At 42.3% G+C, this 22,807-nt stretch carries 10 protein-coding genes; 2 read left to right on the top strand and 8 right to left on the bottom strand.

Annotation, left to right across the window (positions count from 1 at the left end; translation table 11 throughout):
* The first annotated feature begins 220 nt into the window (after positions 1-220).
* A complete protein-coding gene (locus ABDW32_RS09810; RefSeq protein WP_343561863.1) occupies positions 221-961 on the top strand; it encodes a hypothetical protein in 741 nt (246 codons plus the stop codon).
* A gap of 164 nt (positions 962-1,125) precedes the next feature.
* Positions 1,126-2,901 carry a family 43 glycosylhydrolase gene (locus ABDW32_RS09805; protein ID WP_343561861.1) on the top strand — a complete coding sequence of 592 codons (1,776 nt, stop codon included), beginning with the start codon at positions 1,126-1,128 and terminating at the stop codon, positions 2,899-2,901.
* Positions 2,902-3,322: 421 nt separating this feature from the next.
* Here ABDW32_RS09805 and galB read toward each other — a convergent pair whose 3' ends face one another.
* From galB to ABDW32_RS09765, 8 genes are all read right to left on the bottom strand, one after another.
* On the bottom strand, positions 3,323-5,839 hold the full coding sequence (galB, locus tag ABDW32_RS09800) for a beta-galactosidase GalB (RefSeq protein WP_343561859.1): 2,517 nt from the start codon (positions 5,837-5,839) through the stop codon (positions 3,323-3,325).
* A gap of 65 nt (positions 5,840-5,904) precedes the next feature.
* Positions 5,905-8,136: a glycoside hydrolase family 3 C-terminal domain-containing protein gene (locus ABDW32_RS09795; RefSeq protein WP_343561857.1), complete on the bottom strand. Its 2,232-nt coding sequence runs from the start codon at positions 8,134-8,136 to the stop codon at positions 5,905-5,907.
* A gap of 73 nt (positions 8,137-8,209) precedes the next feature.
* The gene (locus ABDW32_RS09790; protein WP_343561855.1) at positions 8,210-10,501 is read right to left on the bottom strand and encodes a glycoside hydrolase N-terminal domain-containing protein; all 2,292 of its coding nucleotides are present in this window, start codon (positions 10,499-10,501) and stop codon (positions 8,210-8,212) included.
* A gap of 473 nt (positions 10,502-10,974) precedes the next feature.
* Positions 10,975-12,903: a right-handed parallel beta-helix repeat-containing protein gene (locus ABDW32_RS09785; protein WP_343561853.1), complete on the bottom strand. Its 1,929-nt coding sequence runs from the start codon at positions 12,901-12,903 to the stop codon at positions 10,975-10,977.
* Positions 12,904-12,961: 58 nt separating this feature from the next.
* Positions 12,962-15,241: a hypothetical protein gene (locus ABDW32_RS09780; protein ID WP_343561851.1), complete on the bottom strand. Its 2,280-nt coding sequence runs from the start codon at positions 15,239-15,241 to the stop codon at positions 12,962-12,964.
* A gap of 37 nt (positions 15,242-15,278) precedes the next feature.
* Positions 15,279-17,507 carry a hypothetical protein gene (locus ABDW32_RS09775; protein ID WP_343561849.1) on the bottom strand — a complete coding sequence of 743 codons (2,229 nt, stop codon included), beginning with the start codon at positions 17,505-17,507 and terminating at the stop codon, positions 15,279-15,281.
* 194 nt (positions 17,508-17,701) lie between these two features.
* On the bottom strand, positions 17,702-19,489 hold the full coding sequence (locus ABDW32_RS09770; RefSeq protein ID WP_343561847.1) for a RagB/SusD family nutrient uptake outer membrane protein: 1,788 nt from the start codon (positions 19,487-19,489) through the stop codon (positions 17,702-17,704).
* A gap of 12 nt (positions 19,490-19,501) precedes the next feature.
* Entirely contained in the window at positions 19,502-22,696 is a 3,195-nt protein-coding gene (locus ABDW32_RS09765) for a TonB-dependent receptor (RefSeq protein ID WP_343561845.1), read from the bottom strand.
* Positions 22,697-22,807 lie beyond the last annotated feature (111 nt).

Here is a 22,807-nt window from a genome sequence, read left to right as displayed (position 1 = left end):
CGTTTATTGCATATAATTTTAACCTTACGAGTAAATAATATAAATATAATACCTATTTTCAAGTTAAATTAGAAACAGAACGATGAGGTCCTTCAAATATCAATATTCTCTTTTGTTATTGCTGTTAGCATTTGGTATGACTGCACTTTCTCAGAGCCGTTAGAGACAGTCCTATTTGTTGGCTGGCCAGAGAAAAAGGAAGGGAAATAAATTAATGAAAATGATACGAAAAAAGTTACTTCTGCTTGCGCTGATATCATTGACAACTTTCTGCTATTGTCAACGACAGCTTGAAGATGGGGGATTAGATGTGGAAAAGGTTAATTTTAATAGCTTTAACACAAAAAGTTTTTATGGAACAGCGTTAAAAGCCGAATGGTCGGATTATCATAAAAAGAGAAATGCTGGTGTAAAACCTATCTATTTTTTTAAGGCAGAAACGGATACCATAGACCGGACAGGCCAAAACTTTAACATTGACACGGCATTTGCTATTCAATATCGGCAAACTGGTGTTGGAAGAAATGGTTGGGAAAAGGATTATACTGTGGGTTTTTTCCGAAATTTAAAGTTCAAGGAAATAAATGCCATTACTGACCTCGACAATAAACTGCTGCTTTTGTCCGGGGCAACAGACAGGATAGAACCCGAAAAATTGAACAGCTTTATTGGCGAATTAAATAAAGCATTTGGAAACGCACATTTAACAGATTTATCAAAGGGCCTTTCTTCTTATCAACTACGAAAATGGGAGCTTGAAGATCGCATCATCTTATTGGCCTCTGCTGGTGTAGTGGATTACAAAGGACTTGTCTTAACAGAAAAAGAGAAGGAATTTATAAAAAGTATCGAAAATGACAACTTACAATCCGCTACCCTTTTCAGCTGTAGAAAAGATGTCTACGATACTTTCAAACAGATGAGTATGCGTACGGGGTTTATGACATCCTTTGAAAAATGAAGAAGATTAGCAAATACGTCTTTTATATTTTCGTTTGATCGTTTTGATAAAAAGACTTTAGGGATAAAATACCAAAGATAGCCATCTTAAGAGATGGCTATCTTTGGTATTGGGAGATTTAGGGAAAGCCCCCTTTCAATCGACTTTATTAGAAAAGGAAAATTATGCGAAAGCCAGAATATCTTCCCATGCAATATCTAATTGCATCTCAGAATAAAAATAAGTTCAACAAGATTATCAGATCAGTACTTCTCCTTCTATTCTTTTGGTCTGGGCTTATCTACGGGCAACAATCCTCAAAAATCACCATCAATCCCCTAGCGCTCGAGTACCGTTTCATGCCAGAAAGTCCAAGCCGACGTGAAGCAGCAGACCCTGTCGTCCAACTCTATAAAGGTCAATACTATCTATTTGCTTCCAAATCTGGTGGATATTGGCGCTCTTCAGACCTAAAAGACTGGATTTACATTTCATGTAAAACTATCAAAAGCATAGAAGCTTATGCACCAACGGTACTGAGTTATGATGGTGCACTTTACTTTCTAGCATCAGGAGGAAAACCTCAGATCTATAAAACAGTCAATCCGGATGAGGATCAATGGGTACCTGTACCCACCAAATTTACCATAGGAATGACTGATCCCGCCTTTTTCATGGATGACAACAAAAAAGTCTACCTATACTGGGGATGTTCCAACGTAGATCCCATTATGGGTGTGGAGGTCGATCCAAAAGATGGGTTCAACCCCATTGGTGAGCCAAAAGCATTGATCCAACATCATGAAAAACAATATGGATGGGAAGTACAGGGGGAGCACAACGAACTAGGGGCTCCAGGCTGGAATGAAGGTCCCTCAGTAATTAAATACAAAGGCATATACTATCTCCAATATGCATCTCCTGGGACTCAATTCAGGAGTTATGCCGATGGAGTATATACGTCGACATCACCCTTAGGACCTTTTCGCTACGAAACGAATAGTCCCTTCTCCTATAAACCGGGAGGATTTATTGCTGGAGCAGGTCACGGTCATACATTTCAAGACAAACTTGGCAATTTTTGGCACGTTGCAACCATGAAAATTTCGGTACGGGACTGGTTCGAACGTCGCATCGGTCTTTTTCCGGCATTTTTTGACAAGGAAGGTAAACTTTACGCACAAACAGTATATACTGATCTCCCCTTTCAGATTCCCATTACTAAAGTTAATCTCGAAAAGAAGAACCTTTCTCTTCCGTATAATCTGTTATCTCGCAATAAGCCCATTATCGTATCCAGTGCATTAAGTAAATTTCCACAAGGCAATGCGAATGATGAGCGTGTAGAGAGTTGGTGGTCAGCAAGATCAGGAGCCATCGGTGAGTACCTTCAAATCGACCTCGAGAAGAAAATGGCCATCAACGCCCTTCAGGTTAATTTTGCCGATCAGGACTTCGAACTTAAAGCTCCACAATCTTATAGTTATCAATATTTGATCGAATACTCCCTAGATGGAAAAAAATGGTCTCCCCTCATTGACCAGCGAAAAAACACACAAGATCACCCACATGAATTGTTCTGCTTGGATCACAAAATTCTTGCACGTTACGTACGTATCACCAATAAGAAAAAGATCCCCGGAAAATTTTCACTCTATGATTTCCGCATTTTTGGCAATGGCCTTGGACAAAAAACAACAGCGATCAATGGTTTAGAAGGACAACGGGATACAAAGGATCCTCGTCGGATAACCTTACAATGGCAAGCAAGCCCAAATGCTAAAGGCTATATCCTACGTTGGGGCGTTACTGCCGAAAAATTATATAATGCCACCGTGATCTACGACAACAGATTTGAAGGACGTATTTTCAATAGCGCTCAGGACTACTATTTTTCAGTCGAGGCTTTCAATGAAAATGGGCATTCAAAGCAGAGTAAAAAATTGCTCCATATTGAATAACATATAGACCAAAATATCCCATTAAGTAGACGTCAAAAGAAATCCGAGAAGATAGGTGCTGGAATCTTTTCAATCATGCACAGGTACACCACAAGCAGCAAATAAGGCTGGGGGCAAAACAGAGGAGTCTTCTCACCAGCATGACGAGAAGACTCCTTAAAAATTAAAATCTCGATCCGAGACCTTTACCAGACGGCTTACTTAATCACAAGCCAAGTTTGACTCTTCACCGGTATATGACCTCAAAATTGCTTCTGATGTGGCATTTAATGCTACTGTCCTACTATTTTGATCCTGTTCCAGCACTTCCCCATTTCCTTTCGGGCTGCTATAGTATAAGTTGGGCTTGATTTTTCACTTTATCTGTCCTACCATCGGCTAGGCACAGGAAATAGATCTTCTTTTTAAGTATTTTGTCTTTTTATTTTGACAATACATTTACGGACGCGACTTTCAACCCCTTGCTTGATGCCTTGATCCGGATTGCACCCTGCTCTCCTTTTTTTGCCTTTACGATGACCAATGCCATTCCATTATATGCTTTACGCGAATGACTTTGGAACGAAGTAAAATCAATCGCATTCCCATTATCGGTAGAAACAATTTCACCCGCACCTTCGACCGAAAAATCAATCAACGCGTCCGATTGAGGCACTAAGGTTCCTTTTTTATCAGTCACTTTTACCGAGACAAAAACTAGCTCCGACCGTCCGCCATCGATTGTAGCACGATCCGCTTCCATCTGGAGCTTTTCGGCCTTTCCAGCGGTTTGAATTTCTGCTTTGGACCATTCCTTGCCGTCCTTATAAGCAATTACCTTTACCGTTCCCGGTTCGTAGCGCACACTATCCCATTGCAATCGAAAATCCTGTCCCGCAACCTTCTTCTTACGTCCTTGACTTTTTCCATTGACGAACAGTTCTGCTTCTGTACCCGAAGTATACACATGCACCGGTGTAATCTCCCCTTTTCTGCTTGCCCAGGTCCAATGTGGCAGGATATGCGTCATTGGCAATTCAGGTCGCCAATGGGATTGATATAGGTAGAACCGATCTTTTGGAAAACCGGCAAGGTCGATAATACCAAAATAGCTGCTTCTTGAAGGCGGATTCTTCTTCTTCAATTCTTCCAATGCAGCTTCCAGTTCAGCACGTTTTGCGGGATCCGTTCTAAAATTCAACAAATTGGTCTCCGCTGAATTATACGGTGTCGGTTCGCCCAGATAATCAAAACCTGTCCAAACGTATTCTCCCAGCAGATTTGGATATTGAGCCAATATCCGGAACTGTGCATCCGGTGAGCAGCCCCATCCCGGAGCAGCACGATCGTAAGAGGTGACCTGCCAGCCATCGTAATCGGTTCCAAAAAAATATTCTCCACGGGAAGAAACACAGGAAGAAGTTTCGCTACCAATCGTCGGCATGTTCCGATAACGCGCATCTTTATCCCAACGACCTTGTTGACTGAAGAAATAATTTACACCCATGATATCCAAAGCAGTTGCAGCCCCCGATTCGCGGCCGCCATCCGGGTCATTATAACCATTGGAAACTGGTCGTGTTGGATCTGCCCGGCGAATAATATCGGCCAGATGCCGAGTCATGTTGACATCCTGTTGTTCAAGCACCTCATTACCAATGGAACAAATGAATACCGACGGATGATTTCGGTCGCGATGCACCATAGCCAATAGATCGCGCTCATGCCACTCATCGTATAATTTATTGTAATCTTTTGCGCGCTTACCTGTTTGCCAAGCGTCAAAAGCCTCGTCCCAAATCAAAATCCCCATTTTATCAGCCAACTCCAATAATTCCGGTGCTGGTGGATTATGTGATGTACGCAGGGAATTCATCCCCATGGTCTGTAACATTTTGAGCTGACGTTCCAAGGCTGTTTTATTAAAAGCAGCCCCCAATGATCCTAAATCATGATGGTTACATACCCCCTTTATATCTACACGACGGCCGTTTAACTTGAAGCCCTCGTTCGCTGTAAACTCGATTGTACGAACACCGAAAGGACTATAATAAGTATCGCTAAGTTGACCGTCAACGATGACTTCAATTTTTTCTACATAACGGTTGGGCGATAGAATATCCCAGTGCTTCGGTTGATTGATACGCGTTTCAAGATTGAGTTTGCCACTTGCATTGGCGTGCAGATCAACAAATCCACGGGCAGTAGCCACCTGTTTTCCAGGCTTATCTTGCGCATCCACCTCGAAATAAGTAGCTTTAACCTCAGCGTGTACCGGAAGAAAACGGAAGTTATCCAATGTTACTTCATTCTTAATCGTTGCGTATTGGTCGTTGATCACCGGAGTTGTAATCGAGGTTCCCCAATGTGCGACATGTACTGCAGAAGTACGAACCATCCATACATGACGATAAATTCCGGCTCCGCTATACCATCTTGATTCCCAATTTTCCGTATCCAAACGTACCGCCAAAACATTCTCAGCATCTTTTTTTAGATGGGGCGTCAAGTCCATACGAAAGGAACTATACCCATATGGCCAAGTGCCCACATAGCGGCCATTTAACCAAATTTTGGCATTCGCCATGGCGCCATCAAAATCCAGATAAACCCGTTCTCCGGCTTGAAGATTTTCCAGTTTAAAATGCTTTCTATACCAACCTATCCCTTTATAGGGCAGCTTTCCAGATTCACTGGCCAATTCAATACGGAATGGTCCCTCAATAGCCCAATCATGCGGCAGATCTAATTTACGCCAGGAATCATCAGTAAACTCGGTCTTATACACGTCATTCGGTTCAGCCAATTGATTACCGTCCGCTTGCAAACCAAAGCGGAAAAACTTCCAATCCCGATCAAAAAGTTCAACACGCGCATTTCCCATGCGTGTAATTTCCTGCTGTTGTCCAAATAAAGAGAGGGATAACATGGCTAGGATCATTCCAAAAAGTACTTTCATTTAGTATTGTTTATTCATTGATTAAATAAAGTTATGAATCTATACAAGCCTTTTTCTATTTTGTCTTAATAAGGTCGATACGCTGTTCCATGCATTGTAATTTCACGCTCGACACCCACAGATTTCCCTGGCTGACCACCACCAACATATATTTTGACAGTCCCACCTTTTTGTATCAGCTCCCCCTTTTCACTCACTAGGGCAAGATCTTCAGGTGTCAGTGTAAAAGTTATCTTTTGAGAATGTCCTTTTTTAAAAAATACGCGCTGAAAACCTTTTAATGCACTATTAGGCACCTTATAGTTTCCTTCTTTTGGATGAACAACATACAATTGAACGACCTCATCACCATCACGCTCGCCGCTATTTGTCACCTGTACCGTGACCTCAAAGTCAGTGCCTGTTTCGACGGTCGTAGGTGCCTGCAATTGTTTATATTCAAAATTTGTATAGCTTAGTCCATAACCAAATGGATAACGTACCTCACCCGTAAAATAACGATAAGTCCGGTTTGCCATGGAGTAATCCTCAAAATCGGGTAAGTCTGCATCCCGTTTATACGTTGTCAACGGCATACGTCCTGCAGGATTATAGCGACCAAATAGCACATCTGTAATAGCATCTCCAGCCGCCTGTCCGCCATACCATGCCTGTAATAGGGCATCTACATGCTGGGATTCCCAGTCGAAACTCATCACCGACCCCGACATATTGATCAAAACAAGTGGTTTCCCTACTTTTTTCAACTCTTTCAGCAATGCGGTCTGTACTTCCGGAGAGGCCATCGTCGAACGGTCGCCATTGACAAACGCACCATAACCTGCCGCTCCGGCATCGCCCGCTTCACCTTCATAGTCGGCGGTTATACCACCAACGAAAACAATAACATCTGCAGCAGCAGCCTTTTTAACAATTTCTTCAAATGAAGGGCCGCCATCAATTTTTTTCATAATTTCGGTTCCCGCAAGATAGTCAATCGCGATTTGCTTTCCATAACGTTTCTGTAAGCTGCTCAGCGGTGTGACAATTTCTGAGGGCGTACCAAAATAATTTGCTAACTGCGCATGTCCATTATTGGCATTGGGGCCGATCAAAGCAATTCTTTTTATTTTATTGGGATCCAGGGGTAGAATGCCATGCTCATTTTTCAACAGCACCATAGATTCCTGCGCCATTTTATAAGCATGGGCCTTATGCGATTTACTTTCGATCGCTTCGCGACCTATCTTTGCATAAGGTACCAGTTGTTGTGGATCGAACATGCCCAATTGAAACCAAATCTGCAAAAGTCGGGCTAGTGAAACATCTATTTCCTTTTCGGATAATGTCCCTTGTTTTACCCCCTGTTCCAGCAATTGATAGAGATTACCACATTCCAGATCTGTTCCGGCCAAAACTGCCGCACCGACGGCCGCTGTATTATCCGGATGTGTATTATGTCCGCTAGCAAAATCATTGATACCCCCGCAGTCCGAAGTTACATAGCCTTTAAACCCCCATTGCTGCCTCAAAATATTATTAAGTAGCACATTATTCCCACAACATGGCATCCCTTCCAAACGGTTGTAGGCACACATGATCCCATGCACTTTAGCCTTGGTTACCAATTGCCGAAATGCAGGGAGATAGGTATCCCAAAGGTCATAAGCTGATACTTCCGCGTTAAAAGAATGTCGATTATGCTCGGGACCACTGTGCACAGCGTAGTGCTTGGCTGCTGCTACTGCTTTCAAATACTGCGGATCATCACCTTCTAGTCCGCGTACGATAGCTGTTCCAATCTGACCTGTCAAATAAGGGTCTTCACCATAAGTCTCCTGCCCCCTTCCCCAACGTGGATCGCGAAAGATATTGACATTCGGAGTCCAATAGGTCAGGCCCCGGTAACGTTTACCTGTTTTTCCAGCTTTGAGATCTTCATTGAATAATGCGCGACCTTCTGTTGCCGTGAAGTCCCCCATCTGTCTGACCGCAGCCGTATTAAAAGTAGCCGCCATTCCTATTGCCTGTGGATATACCGTGACTTTTTCTTCTGTCCTTGCAACACCATGCAGCGCTTCATTCCACCAATCGTATGCCGGAATGCCCAATCGTGGAATGCCCTTAAACTCGTGCTTCATCATCTGCACTTTCTCCGATAAGGTCAATCGCGCAATCAAATCTTGAATACGTTCTTCCCGGCTTCTTTTCACATCGCGAAAAGCGTAATCTTTATTTTGAGCTGTCCCCTGTTTTCCTCCACAAACAAACAGCAGAAGAAGAACATTCAGCCTCAAAAAACATCGGTTAACTTTCATTTCTATATTTATTTTTATCAGGTATATTTTCTATATCCAAACTTCATCTTGGCCAATAGCCTGTTATAATCTTTTAAACGCCAGCAACCAAGTAAACACGGTCGCCCTTTGTTGTCTTGATATGCAGACGATTTCCCTGCATTGTTTCCTTCATTTTACCATTCTTACGACAAGATACCTTTTGTCCAGGCCAAGGATTATCCAAGATCAAATTGCGGCCCTGTTCGCTTAAAATTTCAACATAAGCAACAGCTCCATTTTCAAGTTTTGAGGAGACTAAAAAAGCACCATCTACACGCAGATTGGCGAATTGTGCAGCTTGCTGTTTGTTCCATACCGGAAATAATTTTATCACCTGATGATGGACACCACACAGCATCTGGTTGATGGTTGTCGGTACAGTACTACAATTTTCAATACCATGTGGGTTATTCAGTTGAAATCCATTCGGGTAAGTATGCCGACTATATTGGTTCAAATGATACAAAATACTATCTACGTTATAACCTACGCGAACCGCTGCCGGGAAAAAACTATTGGTACCATTATTATCAGTCCAGCGCCCCATTTGACTGATCGTATTACGCGCAATGTCAATCCAATATTGGTCACTGCCGAGGTCAAGCTGCATCGCCGGAAAGATATGTTGTATACCCAGTGAATTATCGTTCCACCAAGCAGGCCCCTTTTCAGTATAACGGAAGACTGGTTGACCATCTCTTTCCTGAACCGGAAAAGTGGCAAGATTCTCCTTTACCTGTATCCAATTCGCCGCCAACTGACGGTCCAAATCCAAATAGTCACTCAAATCGGCAGCCAGCTGCAGTGTCTGCCTTACCAGTCCAAGACTTAGAATTGGATTACTATCCCCAACAGTACCTTCATGAATTGCATCGTTAAAAATCACATAACGCCCTTTTGCGTCTTTCTTTACATAATTGCTCCAAAACACAGCTGCGCCGCGCACATAAGGGTATATTTTTTGTGCATAATTGCGATCATAAGTCGTGTAAAACGCCGTTGCCATATTGGTTACACCATAAGACACATTACTTTTTTGACCAAAGAACAAACCTTTATGCTCCACCTGTCCTCCTTGGATATAACCACCAAATGCACTTTCCATGATGGCATTTTGACGGGTTGTTTCCATTCCTTTCGGACCTATTCCCACTGGATACAGCAATCCATCCGAAATCCCAGTTATTTCTTTTGAATAGAACTTTCCGCGTTCCATGAAATCGAGCAAAGGTTGCTCATACGAACCTGCTGCACCAAGATGATTGGAAGAGTAAAGTCCATAGTAAGGCGCCATATAGTTATAATTCAAATGATAATCACCATTCCAATTGGGAATCTCCTGGGTAATCCATGTTCCAAAAATGGGTGGGGCAAATTGCGGATCGCGGCTACAGGATCCCATCACATAGTGAGACAGGTAATATTGTTTTTCGATCACTTTATCAGGAATTTCAATATAAGACTCGGCCCAAAAATCTGCCCACCATTTTTTATGTTCGCGTTCGAGCAGTTTTACATTTTTTAGATCTAAACTAGCTATGGTCTTAAGCACCTTTTCTACACAATCTTTATTTTTGAAATTGGAAGATAAAGCACATACATAGGTTAGCAATTCGCCTGCATCTAAGTTGAAAGCAGGTTGCTGCTGTGTGATTATTTTTCCAGCGGCAGCAGCCTTTGTCGGAATATCTACCAACTCCTCAAAGCCCCTACTGATCAATATTGTTCCATTTCCTCTCGTCTCCTGCTGAGTGACAGCTGGAAACAGTGATTCAGCTGGTGGATTATTTTTAAATTGTTCATCGGCTGGGAGAAGCAGATTTATCTGCCCACTGATTTGTTGCTTCCCTTTGTTTTGAAATTGTAAAATCAAGCAGTCATCTTTCTCGGAAACAAATGATCGGATCTCCAGCGCCTTATCTCCCGTCTGAAAGGTTGAGGTTGCAACTGCTGTATAGAGATCTAAATCAACCTTGTAACTAGCCGTCTTTAACATTGGAATGGCGACTTCCACCTTACCCAATACAGCAGGATAAGATTCATTAAATCCAGATTTTAAACGCCAAAAATCATTTCTTGCCAGGTAGTAGGTCTGCCTATCGGAAGTACCACCAATGGCAACTCCTGTACTGCCGTTCCCCAACAAAGGGGCATCCACAGCTACTTGGGATGGTATCCGTACCGCTGGTCGATCGAATTTAGCCACATATTGCGACACAATAGCTTTACTTTTTTGCAATAATACTTGTTGTACGGCGTTTTGCTGAGCCTGACCTGGTAAATAAGAACTTAAACCAAGGAAACAAGTAAAAAAAACTAGCTTAAGATTTGGCGATTTCATCATGATGCTTTTATTAAAAGACGACTCACTACCACCGTTCCCTAGAACAATTGTAAGAAAATGATTCGGCCAGCTTTTTAGAAGAAATAAAAGTAATTCGGCTTAATCTACTACCGCACAACAGTTATTTTTTTGTTACATAAACGCAGTTCCTCCCTATTTCTCTTTTTAATTTTTAGTGGCAGCAAATTGAAATCAAAGAATAACCAAATTCGTCTTCTTGACATTACTTATTCAGTGCTTGTTCAGTGATGACTCAGTAACAACTGAATAACTAGTGACTGATTACTGTCTAATAATTGATTGAAAATTGTAATTAGATCAAAATTGGTATTAGGATGTTTCCCTTTTAATGTTTATCTTGATTATTTGTTATCTTCTGTTGGCCTATCTAACTGTCTTGCCCATATCCGGACAAAACGCAAAAAAGGATGCTCAACAGCATCCCACACGACTTTAATTGTATTATTAGATTTCTATTCATAAATCAACCTTATTTTTTTATTCTTTTTCCCAGTATATTCAAACGGACCTGGCGACGGATTGGATTTTTTTCGAGCATGACCGAAATAGTCCCGGTCAATCCGGAAAGGTTGCCCATTTCGATCTTCAAATGGCAGACTTGGTATAGCAGTAGCTTGCAATGATCGTGATGTCACCAAATCTCTACTATGTTGCAACCAATTTGCTTGAAACGGAAAGTCCAAATAGACCTTACCTAGCTTTTCCACTAAATTGACTAGAACCGCTTCATTTGTGTCGATCAATGCATTTTTTTCAACCGCACCTTTACTGGTATATGCTTTCATGCGCTGTTCGGCATCAGCATGCACCTCACCCATACGCGCATTCTCCTTGTGTGCTGAAATGCCGACACTACCTTTTAAGTAAACATTGCCATTCAACAATACTGGTAAATAAGCCTTACTATAATCACTAACATCCCCCCCTTTTGCAAAAATATTATTGATAAATTGTACATCTCCACCCGGATTATCCTTTAATGCCGTAATCCTCGTTCCATGCGGTTTCAAATAGGGTGTCAATCGGCTATCGTAGGCAACCACATCTATTTTTCCGGCAAAAAGGTTATGGGCAAAAGCAGCCCCCTGCGCGTTCATTAACAAACTTTTAGGAGAAAGCATAATATTATTGGCAACGAATGCCGGCCCATGTGTCACTTCAAGAAATACATCAAGATCGTTCTGATACAATAAGTTGCCCATAACCTCTGCTCCCTGAGCCATCCAGTCCAACCAGATTGCCTTATCTGTGCGAAAGATTCGATTATTTCGAATGCTAACATCTACAGCGCCATGAAATTTAATCCCTGCCATTTCCGCTCCTGTAAACAGGCGCTCGATATGGATATCATGGATGGTATTCTTGTCTATCGTACTGAAAGAACAGCCCATACTGCCCACAATACCGGCCTGCTCACAATAAGCAACCTTATTGTTGCCCACATAATGACTACCGACACTGTCCTTGTTCCATCCGAAAGCCAAGGCTCTTTTTATCGTACCGACATAACCTTCAGCCGACTCGGTATCTTTATTATCATAGGCATCACCATATTTTCCTAGCGCAATCCCGACACATTTGGAATATTGTATGGTATTATTAATAATTCGCCAGCCCTTACTCCAATGTGTTCCTAAGAGTCCTTCCTGCTCTGCAGTCGGTGGAGCCCAATTGGTAGCGGCCTGTTCCATGACGAAACCATCGACCGTGATAAAATTGACAAATGGACGATCGGGATAGAAAACCCTGCGCCGTACATTGATTTCGACATTTTCCTGATTGGGGTTGACCTGTGGAAATCGCGCCCATATAACGGTATTTTCTTTGTCTACCGAAGCCCACCACCCTCCTTTTGGGGAACGGTCGGCCAACAACTGCTCTTTAGATGCAGCTTCCATTAGCCAATGACCATTTAGATAGACCGCGCCACGATGATATTTCCTTTCTTTAGGAGTCGGCCAAAACCAATCCCCACGGATCTCCTCAGCAAAGGGATTAAATGTACCAAAAAATGTATTGGGTAAGTCCAATTGCCAAATATCGTCATGCACTAACTTCCAGCCCCTCACTTCTTCGGAGCCTTTAATAATTACTTTCTCACCCTTTGCTGCACGATAGGTAATGGGCTGTTTTACCGAAACGCCACCGCGTGGCGGAACAACACTTTCCCGGTATACCCCCTCATGGACTGTAATAATATCACCGGGCATCGCAAGCTTTGCTGCAGCCATAATGCTGCGGAGGGGTTTTGCTGGAGTGCCGGCCTGCGTATCACTTCCAGTGATCGCAACATGGTATTCCCTAGGCTTCGATTTAATCTGTGCCGACAAGGTTCCAAATCCCAAAAAGAAAATACAGGTTAGAAAAAAAGTAATTTTCATTTTAATCAATTTAATGCCATAAAAACTATATCCGGCCTAAATGGGCCGGATATAGTTTTTAATATCCTTTTGCTCTTGTCAATTTTGTTAATAGTTGCTTACCCGAACCATCTTTGTTGATCCGATAAAGATTCCAATGATCTTTATCCAATTCTTCGAGTCTAAAACTCTGCGTAGGATCCACTAGATATTCTTTCACCCATCGCGGGAATGCATTTGCCGCACGGGCATTTTCCCAGGTGCGAATCACCTTGAAAATAGCGTCTTTCTGCGGACAGCTTTCCACCTGTTTTTGATTCAGTTTTAAACTGTAGGTCGATCCCGTCCCCACGGACATGGCCTGGATATGCTCATATTCTTCTACAGTAGACTTTTCTGTAATAGGGAAATTCCCACCCATTCCTACAGGAAAGAAATTGGCTTGGCACACATCCCTTAGATCCTTCCCTTGACTTGTTGTACTACCCCATTCTCTTGTTTGCGCATCATATAAATTTTTTCCCCCACCTACATTCCAGATACTTTGATAATGCCATGACCCCTCGGACAAAGTAGCCCCTGTAAATCGAATGTCAGCTAGGCCATGCTGCTTCGCGCGATCAAACATCTTACGGAAAAAGCGTTTGGCCGAATAGTAACCATGACCATTATTGAACAAGAATTCCTGACCGTCAAAATCATAGTATCCCAAACCATTGATTGCGCACACATCGGCATAATATTCGGCTATTTTATCTTGCAACTGAATATTCGGAATCAGACCATCATAACCATAGTCAATGGTAACCTGTAGTTTGTACAAAGTATCCTGTGCTTTATGCGCAGTAGCTGTTGTTTTCCAGTAGCCTCGTTTCACATTGAGTAAACGATAAGGTTTGGTATCGCTCACACCTAAATAATGGATAAGCTCTTTCCCGATTTTAATAATATTCAGGCTTTTAACGTGTCCTTCCCAACTGCCTATTTCATCCAAATGCGTCGGATCATCCACATAGATGAGTGTATCTGTAGCACTAATAGCCTTTGCTAGCGGACGTTTTTGTTGATACCAGATACTATCGCTTGGAACCGGACTTGCATCTTTCGTGCCCGGAGCCAGGGCATTCGTTATCGGGGTACGACCGATAACAAGATTGTGCTTGGCTGCCAGCACCGCATATTCCTTATGAGAAAGTGCTTTCCCATCGGAGAATTTCAGCGGCTTATGCTCAAAGTTTTTACCGTCAATATAGCCTGCATTTCCGCGATCAGGCCGTAAAAATCCTTGATCATACAAGCTGATAGCCTTAAATCCCAACCGGTCAGCATATCCTATCATATTGTCATATTGTCCACCCTCGGTCAATACATCAGGTACAAAGACTGCTGGATCTTTGATCCATTTTCCATTGACGGTCGGATATGGCAAGCCCTCTTTTAGGACAATATCTTGAATCACATCCATCAAAGCCGTACTATCGGGACTTCCCCAAAGGGCTATCGACGAACCGATATAATCGACACCGGGCAAGGGTTGAACCTGCAAATGGTTGGGCTTGTTTGAAGGCATATTGGGAATCAACGAATAATACACCTCACGCGGACTTCTACGGTCCCGAGATTGGTAGGTAATGGATATCCGTCCATTTTTATCCACCTCAGCTGCATTGCCGTACATAATCCGATAATAAGGTTCTTTGTGCGCATAGAAGGCAACATCGCTGATACCATTTCCACCTAAAGTAAATATTTGACCTTCATGCAGGTCATTTGGCAATGGAAAACGCGCAGCGTCCGGTGAATGGATAATATACTGAAATGGTGCTGCATCGCCTTGAATATCTGCTGTTCCGCCCAATGTATTGTCATTGAGTGCCAGCATACCAATCGCGTAGTTGACTGCCTTGCTCGTATCCCGGCTGACACCAATAATCTCGCCCAGTAAATTGGTTATATTGGTATGATATGATCCCCATTGTATAGCCTCAATTTCTTTCGAGTTTGTCAAAGAAAGAAGTTTCATCTTGAAGTACTTCGACTGCGGTAAGATGCTGATGCGTGCGGTGGAACCGTTAGGATAAGCCAGAGTCATGATTTTATCGCTTGCAGAGTAGTTCGCCCGATTTGGATAGGTATAAAGCCTTTTCTTCGCATTATATAGTACCATCAACGGGGATGGTTTATCAGCGGGACTAAATTCCGGACTCGATTTTTTTGTAATGTTCTGCATGCTCGTGATGTAACCTTTTTGGTCGATCACAATTTTAAAATAATTGGTCTTTAATGTCGTTTGGCCATACCCCACCGTTGACAAGGCAGTCAATCCGAGACATAGCAGTTTAGCTTTTAGAAATTTCATTCCCTTTAATTTTAAACGTATCGTATTTAGTTCTCATTTATAGGTCAACAGCCAGGGATTCCCCTGCTTTTATGTTGACCTTGTTCTTCCAATCCCAAAAAGCATTCTCTCCCAGAGGCCGAGCCGCTTGGGCAGCATCTTCTGCCAATATTGTGATATGAGCGTCGTAGGCAGTTGGATTTTGAAGTGTCAAAGACAAGCCCCGAGCTGTTTTCTTTATCGTCTTGATAACAATATGATCAAAGGCATAAGCTGTCCCTTTGTCCTTGCGGACGTAAAGTCCTGGTATCTCTAGCGCCATCAATGCGCCATTGGTTTCATTCCATCCTGTTTTACCACCATCGCCACGTGATCCCCGACTATCTGCGTCACAGTAGGTTAGACGTTCGGTGATCTTACCATTGGGTTGTACACCTTCGGCATGCGCATGGATAACGTCACGCATCAGGTCAGCATACAAGCTTACGCCGGTTTCCCGGAACAACTTGAAGAGGACGTCGCCAGACTGCGTACAGAATCCCGGGGCACCATGTTTGTTTTGTGTACTCGCCCAAACTGCCCCTGTGAGGTTGGCACCCAATTTTGCCAAGGCTGTATTTTCAGGCAGCCGATACGGAAAAGAGACTGTCCAGGACGCCGTATAATTCGCTAGATTTCTAGCCTGTTCCAAGTATTCGCGTTGGCCTGTTTGTTCAAAAAGTGTCATTAACGAAGTCGTCAATGCAATTGCAGTTTCGGAATCTGCATTCTGCAAAATATCGCCACAGGCTCCCGAAGTAAATCCGACAAGCGCAAACTCATCGTAATATTTTTTTGCAGCCTGCTTTGCAATTGCTAGATAATTATCATTATGAAAATAGGAAGCGGCCAATGTCAAACCAGCAACAGCCATCGCTCCGCCTGTTGTATTATAAGCTGCAACTTTACCTGATTCAACAGCCAAATAATTACCCCAGGTTCCTTCTTCTTGCCAAGTCTTTACAAATGCATCCGCAAGTTGCCGGGTTGAGTTTTCCCATTCTTGCGAAATCAAAGAAGATTTGCCCTGTTTTTTTAATAACATAAACTGTTTCACCATCCAGTACAGTACATCAGCATTTTTACGCGTCAATCCGATCCCTGGATTTAGTTTGGCACCATCACGGTAAATAACCTGGCCATCTGCTCCCAATACATCATAGTAGTATCCGCTTGCTCCGCGCCCCTGTGGCAAAGCAAAGTTAAACGTATGACTTACGCGATTGAAATGGGCAGTATCTGCCAAAGCCAACATAGGATAGGTATTGATCAATCCGCCTACCCAACCATAAGACATCCAATCGGCATTTTCAGGACAGTAAAACCCAACCCCATCTTTTGCATAATAGCGTTCATCAATATTTTTTGCCATACGCTTAAAAACCTCGCTCATGGGCATCAGATTACGCGGAGCTGTTTCCATGACATGCGATTTTCGTTCTTGCATAAAACGTGCGTACAACTTTGAAACATCATCTGCTGGAAACACAATTCTTGTCACTCGGATCTGTAATTCATCACCTGGAGCTACACTTATCCCACGGTCAGGACTTTCACTAAAGCCAATAAACTCGGGCTTACGTGACCTTACTCCGGGAGCGCTAATGACAAAGCTTGCAAGACTCCGATCTCTGCTCTCTTCAATAATGAGTGCATGATCTTTCACTTCATCCTTCCATGTAATCCCTTGATCGGTAAAAAGAAAAACTCCCTTTTGTTGCTTCCGATCCAAATAGGCCATCAGTGGTGTGCTGGTATTACTGATGTTTACTTCTAATCGAGAATTAGCACCAAATTCCGGAGAAAGCTGTGGTATGGGGTTAGACGTAAGGGCCAGATCTTTGCGGTAATAATCTGTTTTGTCCAAACCCGTTGCATATTCCCGATTAACGATCCGTTGGCGATTGCCATTATAAACAACCGCGGGAATCATCACGAAATTGTCGCTCGACCAATCATAAGCATCAAACGCAACCGCCGCCCCCACATCTTTCATGGCCTTTTTCGCCTTAAAGGTAAATCGATAGGTCACCACATTGGTCCCCTTCTTTTTTAGGACCTCCTGCTTAATATCCCAATTGTCCGAATACGATCCTATAGCTGAACTCCGTACCAATTTCGCGCCCTCGTATTGGCAATCCAACAGACGGAATAGAGATTTCCTATCCCGACGCTCTGGGAGCCAATCCTGCGAAAAGCTATTCAAAGCCAGTACACAAAGTAGAAAACTTCCTACTATTTTTTTCATTCCTTTTATTTATTTAGTTTGACAAACGATTCTTTTTTTAAACTCGAAAAAATCTGTTCTCAAATATTTTACTTACCCCTGTCCTTCAAATGTAATTACTTTATAGAGCAAAAGAGTTGGACTGGCTATGCAGTCCAACTAAAAAACATTAATGGATACACCTAAACCACGCTATGTTAATTTTCAAATTATAGTTATTTTAAAGGGTCAAAAGTTCCACCCCATTCTGTATTTTGTTCAATTTTTGAGTTTCTATCGATAACTTCTTTATGGATTGGATAAAACCAATGCTGTAGATCCACTTTAAATTGATACTGGTTATCACCATCTAAATTTTCGACATATTCGAAACGGAATAGCTTACGCACCGCCGGATCATACATATCTTTGGTCCAATCGAAACCTACTAAACTGCTTTCATTTTTAATCACAGCATTTAATCCTGAGCGATATTTCAGATTATTTAAAATATCATACCGCTTCCACCGACGTAAATCTGCGAACCGCTTCCCCTCGTAAGCGAATTCAATAAAACGTTCATCCATATAGGCTTGACGAATATTTGCCTGCGAGCTAGCTGTTATACCATAATTTCCGCTGCCTGCTTCGATTCCGGCCCTTTTACGGATATCATACAGAACACCCAGCGCCTCCGCTGACTTTCCTGTTTCATTGGCACATTCACCATAATTCATTAGCACCTCCGCAAAACGAATTTCAATCCAGTCGGTTTTCCCTTCATAAACTGTAGGAATTGTCAAATCTCTATCCACTCCTTTTAATTGAAAATAACCTGATGAACTGCCGCCAACACCTTTTCCAAGCTCATTAAAGATCAAGGTTGAATACTTAAATCCAGTAGGTGAAGTTGGGTCTGCTATTTTTTTCCAGGCATTCCAATATTTCATTCCACCAGTCAATACATCTTTTGCGGGATATGCGGTACCTGGACTAAAAATAGTTGCGTAGAACCGTGGATCACGTCCAACGTAAAAATCAGTCATAAATTGCTCATTATATACTGGATCATTAACCAAGCGATTGAGATCCAATTTTAACGGCGTTCCGTCCTTTTTAGGATAGGCCATTAACAGAGGAAAAATCGTTTGATTATCATTTGCACCATCCTTCGTCAGTGGTTCGGGACGAATATTTTTTTGATCAAGCTTATGATCAGGCATATAATATTGGTTTAGCATAATCACTTCTTTATTGCGTTCATTATACCAAATATCTTCAAATTTACCTTCATACAAGCCCTTACCCATTCTCTTTAAGAAATCAACAGCATCCTTATTCGCCTTATAGGCGGCTTCCCATCTCTTTTGATCGTTATTCGGGTTGAACAAAGGACTAGCATAACGTAATAGTACCCTGCCCTTAAATGCCATTGCCGTCCCTTTATCTATGCGACCATAGTCATTTCCCGTCCAAACATCAGGAAGATTTGCGATGGCATCATCAAGGTCCTTCAAAATCTGTGTCATACATTCCGTTGTTGAATTACGGCTTACAAATAACGAGGGTACATTCGTTACATCCTGAAAATGTAGAATTAAAGGAACTCCCCCTACGTTCCAAACTTTACCCCAATAATCCCAGGCTCGCCAAAAGAGGGCCTGACCGACCATTTGCTTCTTTTCAGCATCGGAAAGTACGCTTACAGTTTCCATTTTATCCAAGAAAAAGTTGATCCGGTCTATATTGGCATAATCCAATTTTTGACCTTGGTTATCGATAGTAATCAATCCCCGTGCAAAGTCTCCCATACTTGTCGGTCCATTCATACCTTCATCGGTACCGTTGGCCGAAGGAGACCATCCCGGCATCATTTTTCCATAAACATCTGTCAAATAGGAATTAATCATGGTCTTATCCATCCAGACATTGTCCGGATTGATTGCACCCGTATTTTTATAATCTAAACTACAGCTGGTCAAAAACGCCAGACAGATTCCGTATATTAGTTTTTTAGATTTCATTTCTCAAAACATTTAAAATTTAACATCGATACCAAAATTGTAGGAGCGCAGTACAGGGAACGCATTTCCACCACCAATCTCCGGATCATAGTATTTATTAAAAGGACTGATCACAAAAAGATTCGTTCCCGTTGCGAAAATCCTTACGTTATCAAAAACTTTGCTGTAAAATTTTCCCTTCGGTAAATCATAGCTCAAAGTCAGGTACTTCATTCGCATAAAACTGCCATTTTTCAACCAGTAGGAACTATTTGTTTGATAAGTATTGGAATTATTGGCACTTACGCGTTTTGGCAATGTCGCATTCGGATTTTCTGGTGTCCAGCTGTCCGAATACCATTGATCCCACATGCGGTTCCACTCTACCCCTCCAGCAAGATCGTTCATCCACTTTTTCTCGCCTAAACGTCCAGAAAGCATCATATCAAGATGAAATCCCTTCCAACTTCCGCCTAAATTAAGTCCATAGACAATGGGATAATTATTTGGTTTTAACATTACACGATCCCAATCATCAATATTTCCATCAGGTTTGCCATTGGGCCCACTTAGATCCTTATAAACCATCATACCCAATGCGGGTGATAAACCATTGTGTTTATAATTCGGATTGGCCTCAACAAACGCATCCACATCAGCCTGGGTACGCAAAATACGATCGAATTCCCAACCTTTGATTGTGCTTAGCGTCTTGCCCACCGGAATATCGATCCATTGCGCATTTTGCGCATAATCTTGTGTAATTACTTTATTCCAACCATAGGACATCGTTAAATTAGCATGATAAGAAAAGTCCGGCCGATCTTTACGGTACCCTAACTGCAGATCGAAACCTTGGGCCTTAACTTTTGCATAGTTTTCGGCTGGCATAGATAAACTAAATGTTGATGGTAAAGTCGTTTGACGATTCCTTAAAATGTCATAGGAGTTGCGATACCAATAATCCAGTGAAATATTCCAATTTTTCAAGAAGTTCATATCAACACCCGCATTGTAGCTCAATGCTTTTTCCCATGTCAGATTAGGATTAACTACGCTACCATAGCCAAGCCCTACGGATTGTGAAGGACTTGTACCAAAATAAGCCGAACTTCCAGCTTGATAAGATTCTTGCCATTGCCAGCCGCCAACAGCATCATTACCTGTTAAACCGACTGAGCCCCTAAATTTTAAAAATTGGATCAATGATTTATTGAAGAATTTTTCTTCTGACGCTACCCAGCCCACTGATCCAGCAGGGAAGAATCCCCATCGCTTGTCGGGAGCAAAATTCATCGAACCATCTTCACGGAACGAGAAATTAAATAAGTATTTATTTGCATATGTGTAGTTAAACTGTCCAATATAAGACATCCGACCACTGACCCAATCAGTATCTCCATTGGCCCATCCATCGGCACGCGCGCTGCTGGCTGCCCAGAACTGGTCGGTTAAGTAAACTGGAAAAGTTTCTCTTCCTCCAGTAATACCAGATCCCGCGCCTTCATACCATTCTGTCACCAAAGCCGCAGAGACGCTATGCACATCATTAAATACATGGTCATAATTTAACTGGACATTGAATTGTTTGTCATCACTATAGGTTGATTTTCGCTCAATATAATCCTTCCCAACCCAGCTTGACTTTCTCATGCTAATGATGTCCGCGTCCGCTGTAGAAATAATACGGTTATTCGGACCGCTTCTTTTCATTGAAAACACGGGGTAATTCTTGTAAAACTTCCTATTTAGTTCGTTCGCCCAACTTCTTGCATAAGATACTTTAGCTTTTAATCCTTCCAAAAATGGGGCTTTATAGGTTCCGCTCAAGATTAATTGTGGTTTCAACATTTGAGATCTATTGTAACCTGCTGTACCGTCCACACTCGCTCCCATATTAGCGATCCATCCATAATCCACATATTGACCGTTATCTGTATACACTGGCTGATCGGGCTGCCAAACTCTCAACTTACCATAATTAGCCTGAGCATCTTCAAAGACAGCATTGCCCGTAAAATTATTATACAATGCAAACCCCGAAAAGATTTCCAGATCTTTGGTAATATCTGCAGTTACGTTCATCCGAATATTATACTTATCGTACTTCAACGGATCCAAAAATCCCGTTTGCTTAACATAGGATGCCGCACCGAAATACCGAACCTTATCGCTACCACCATTTACACTGAGGTTATGTGTCTGTGTGGATGGATTACGCCAGACTGTTTCCAGTTGATCGTACCCCCAGCCATTATTAATCGTTTTATAATGATCTAACTCCTCCTGTGACCATGCCCACCCAGCAGGGTCAGCTGCCCCATTAATACGATTATAAAGTTCACCGGCCTGTACAGCACTCGTCAGGTTTACATTTTTAGTTCGCGTATCAACGCTATAGCCGGTAGAGTAATTAAATACTGGTTTGCCTTGATTCCCCTTTTTTGTAGTTACCAGGATTACCCCTCCAGCAGAACGTGAACCGTAGATCGCTGCCGATGCAGCATCCTTTAATACCGAGATCTCATCGATTTCATTTGGACTTAGGTTATTAAAATCGCCTGCACCTCGAACGACGCCATCAATCACATAAGTAACATTCTGGTCATTGAGTGAGGACCTAGTACGAATGCTAATACTTGGTTGTGATCCCGGAATAGCATTTACTGTACTCACATTCACTCCTGGCAATCTACCGATAAGAAGATTTCCAGCAGAAGTTGTTGGAATAGCATTCATCCGCTCATCGACCTTCATTGTCGAAATCGCCCCTGTGAGCAGTGATTTTTTCTGCGTGGTATATCCGACTACTACAACCTCATTCAGATCGCTCCTTCCTTCTTTCATTGAAACATCGTGCGTCCGTTGTCCTCCAACAGCTCGCTCCACTGTTTCATGTCCAACATAGGTAAAAACCAATACTCCGGATGAAGATACTTTGATCTGATAACGACCATTTTTATCCGTAGTCTGTTGATTTCGCTTCCCCTTTTCAGAAACGGATACACCGATCATAGGTTGTCCATCCTTGTCAACTACGCGACCATTTACAATGATGTCTTCTTGAGCATGATCAGATGCAACTATTTCCTGATGCTCACCCTCCATTAAAATTGCTCTTGCTTCCGCTTCCATGGGACTGGAGGCGACAGCCAAAGCACAAAAGAGCACGACATTCTTTGTGCTTTTGTGCCAATTTTGAAACTGTGTTAATTTCGCTTTTTTCATAATTATCTGTATTCAGGGTCCCCTAGTCTCAAAAGAAAAGACAATAGTGAACTTGGTTATTTATAAGTCTTTATTTTTCATAATTGATGACAGGAATAAATCTCAGGATAA

It is taken from the genome of Sphingobacterium sp. (assembly GCF_039596235.1).
GTDB lineage: Bacteria > Bacteroidota > Bacteroidia > Sphingobacteriales > Sphingobacteriaceae > Sphingobacterium.
The sequence above is the reverse complement of the archived record's forward strand: the minus strand, read 5'-3'. Positions and strand labels throughout refer to the sequence as shown.

Coding starts and splice junctions, on each gene's coding strand:
- ABDW32_RS09775 (WP_343561849.1), bottom strand. CDS start 17,507: ATGAAAAAAATAGTAGGAAGTTTTCTACTTTGTGTACTGGCTTTGAAT.
- galB (WP_343561859.1), bottom strand. CDS start 5,839: ATGAAAGTACTTTTTGGAATGATCCTAGCCATGTTATCCCTCTCTTTA.
- ABDW32_RS09785 (WP_343561853.1), bottom strand. CDS start 12,903: ATGAAAATTACTTTTTTTCTAACCTGTATTTTCTTTTTGGGATTTGGA.
- ABDW32_RS09770 (WP_343561847.1), bottom strand. CDS start 19,489: ATGAAATCTAAAAAACTAATATACGGAATCTGTCTGGCGTTTTTGACC.
- ABDW32_RS09780 (WP_343561851.1), bottom strand. CDS start 15,241: ATGAAATTTCTAAAAGCTAAACTGCTATGTCTCGGATTGACTGCCTTG.
- ABDW32_RS09805 (WP_343561861.1), top strand. CDS start 1,126: ATGCGAAAGCCAGAATATCTTCCCATGCAATATCTAATTGCATCTCAG.
- ABDW32_RS09810 (WP_343561863.1), top strand. CDS start 221: ATGATACGAAAAAAGTTACTTCTGCTTGCGCTGATATCATTGACAACT.
- ABDW32_RS09765 (WP_343561845.1), bottom strand. CDS start 22,696: ATGAAAAAAGCGAAATTAACACAGTTTCAAAATTGGCACAAAAGCACA.
- ABDW32_RS09795 (WP_343561857.1), bottom strand. CDS start 8,136: ATGAAAGTTAACCGATGTTTTTTGAGGCTGAATGTTCTTCTTCTGCTG.
- ABDW32_RS09790 (WP_343561855.1), bottom strand. CDS start 10,501: ATGATGAAATCGCCAAATCTTAAGCTAGTTTTTTTTACTTGTTTCCTT.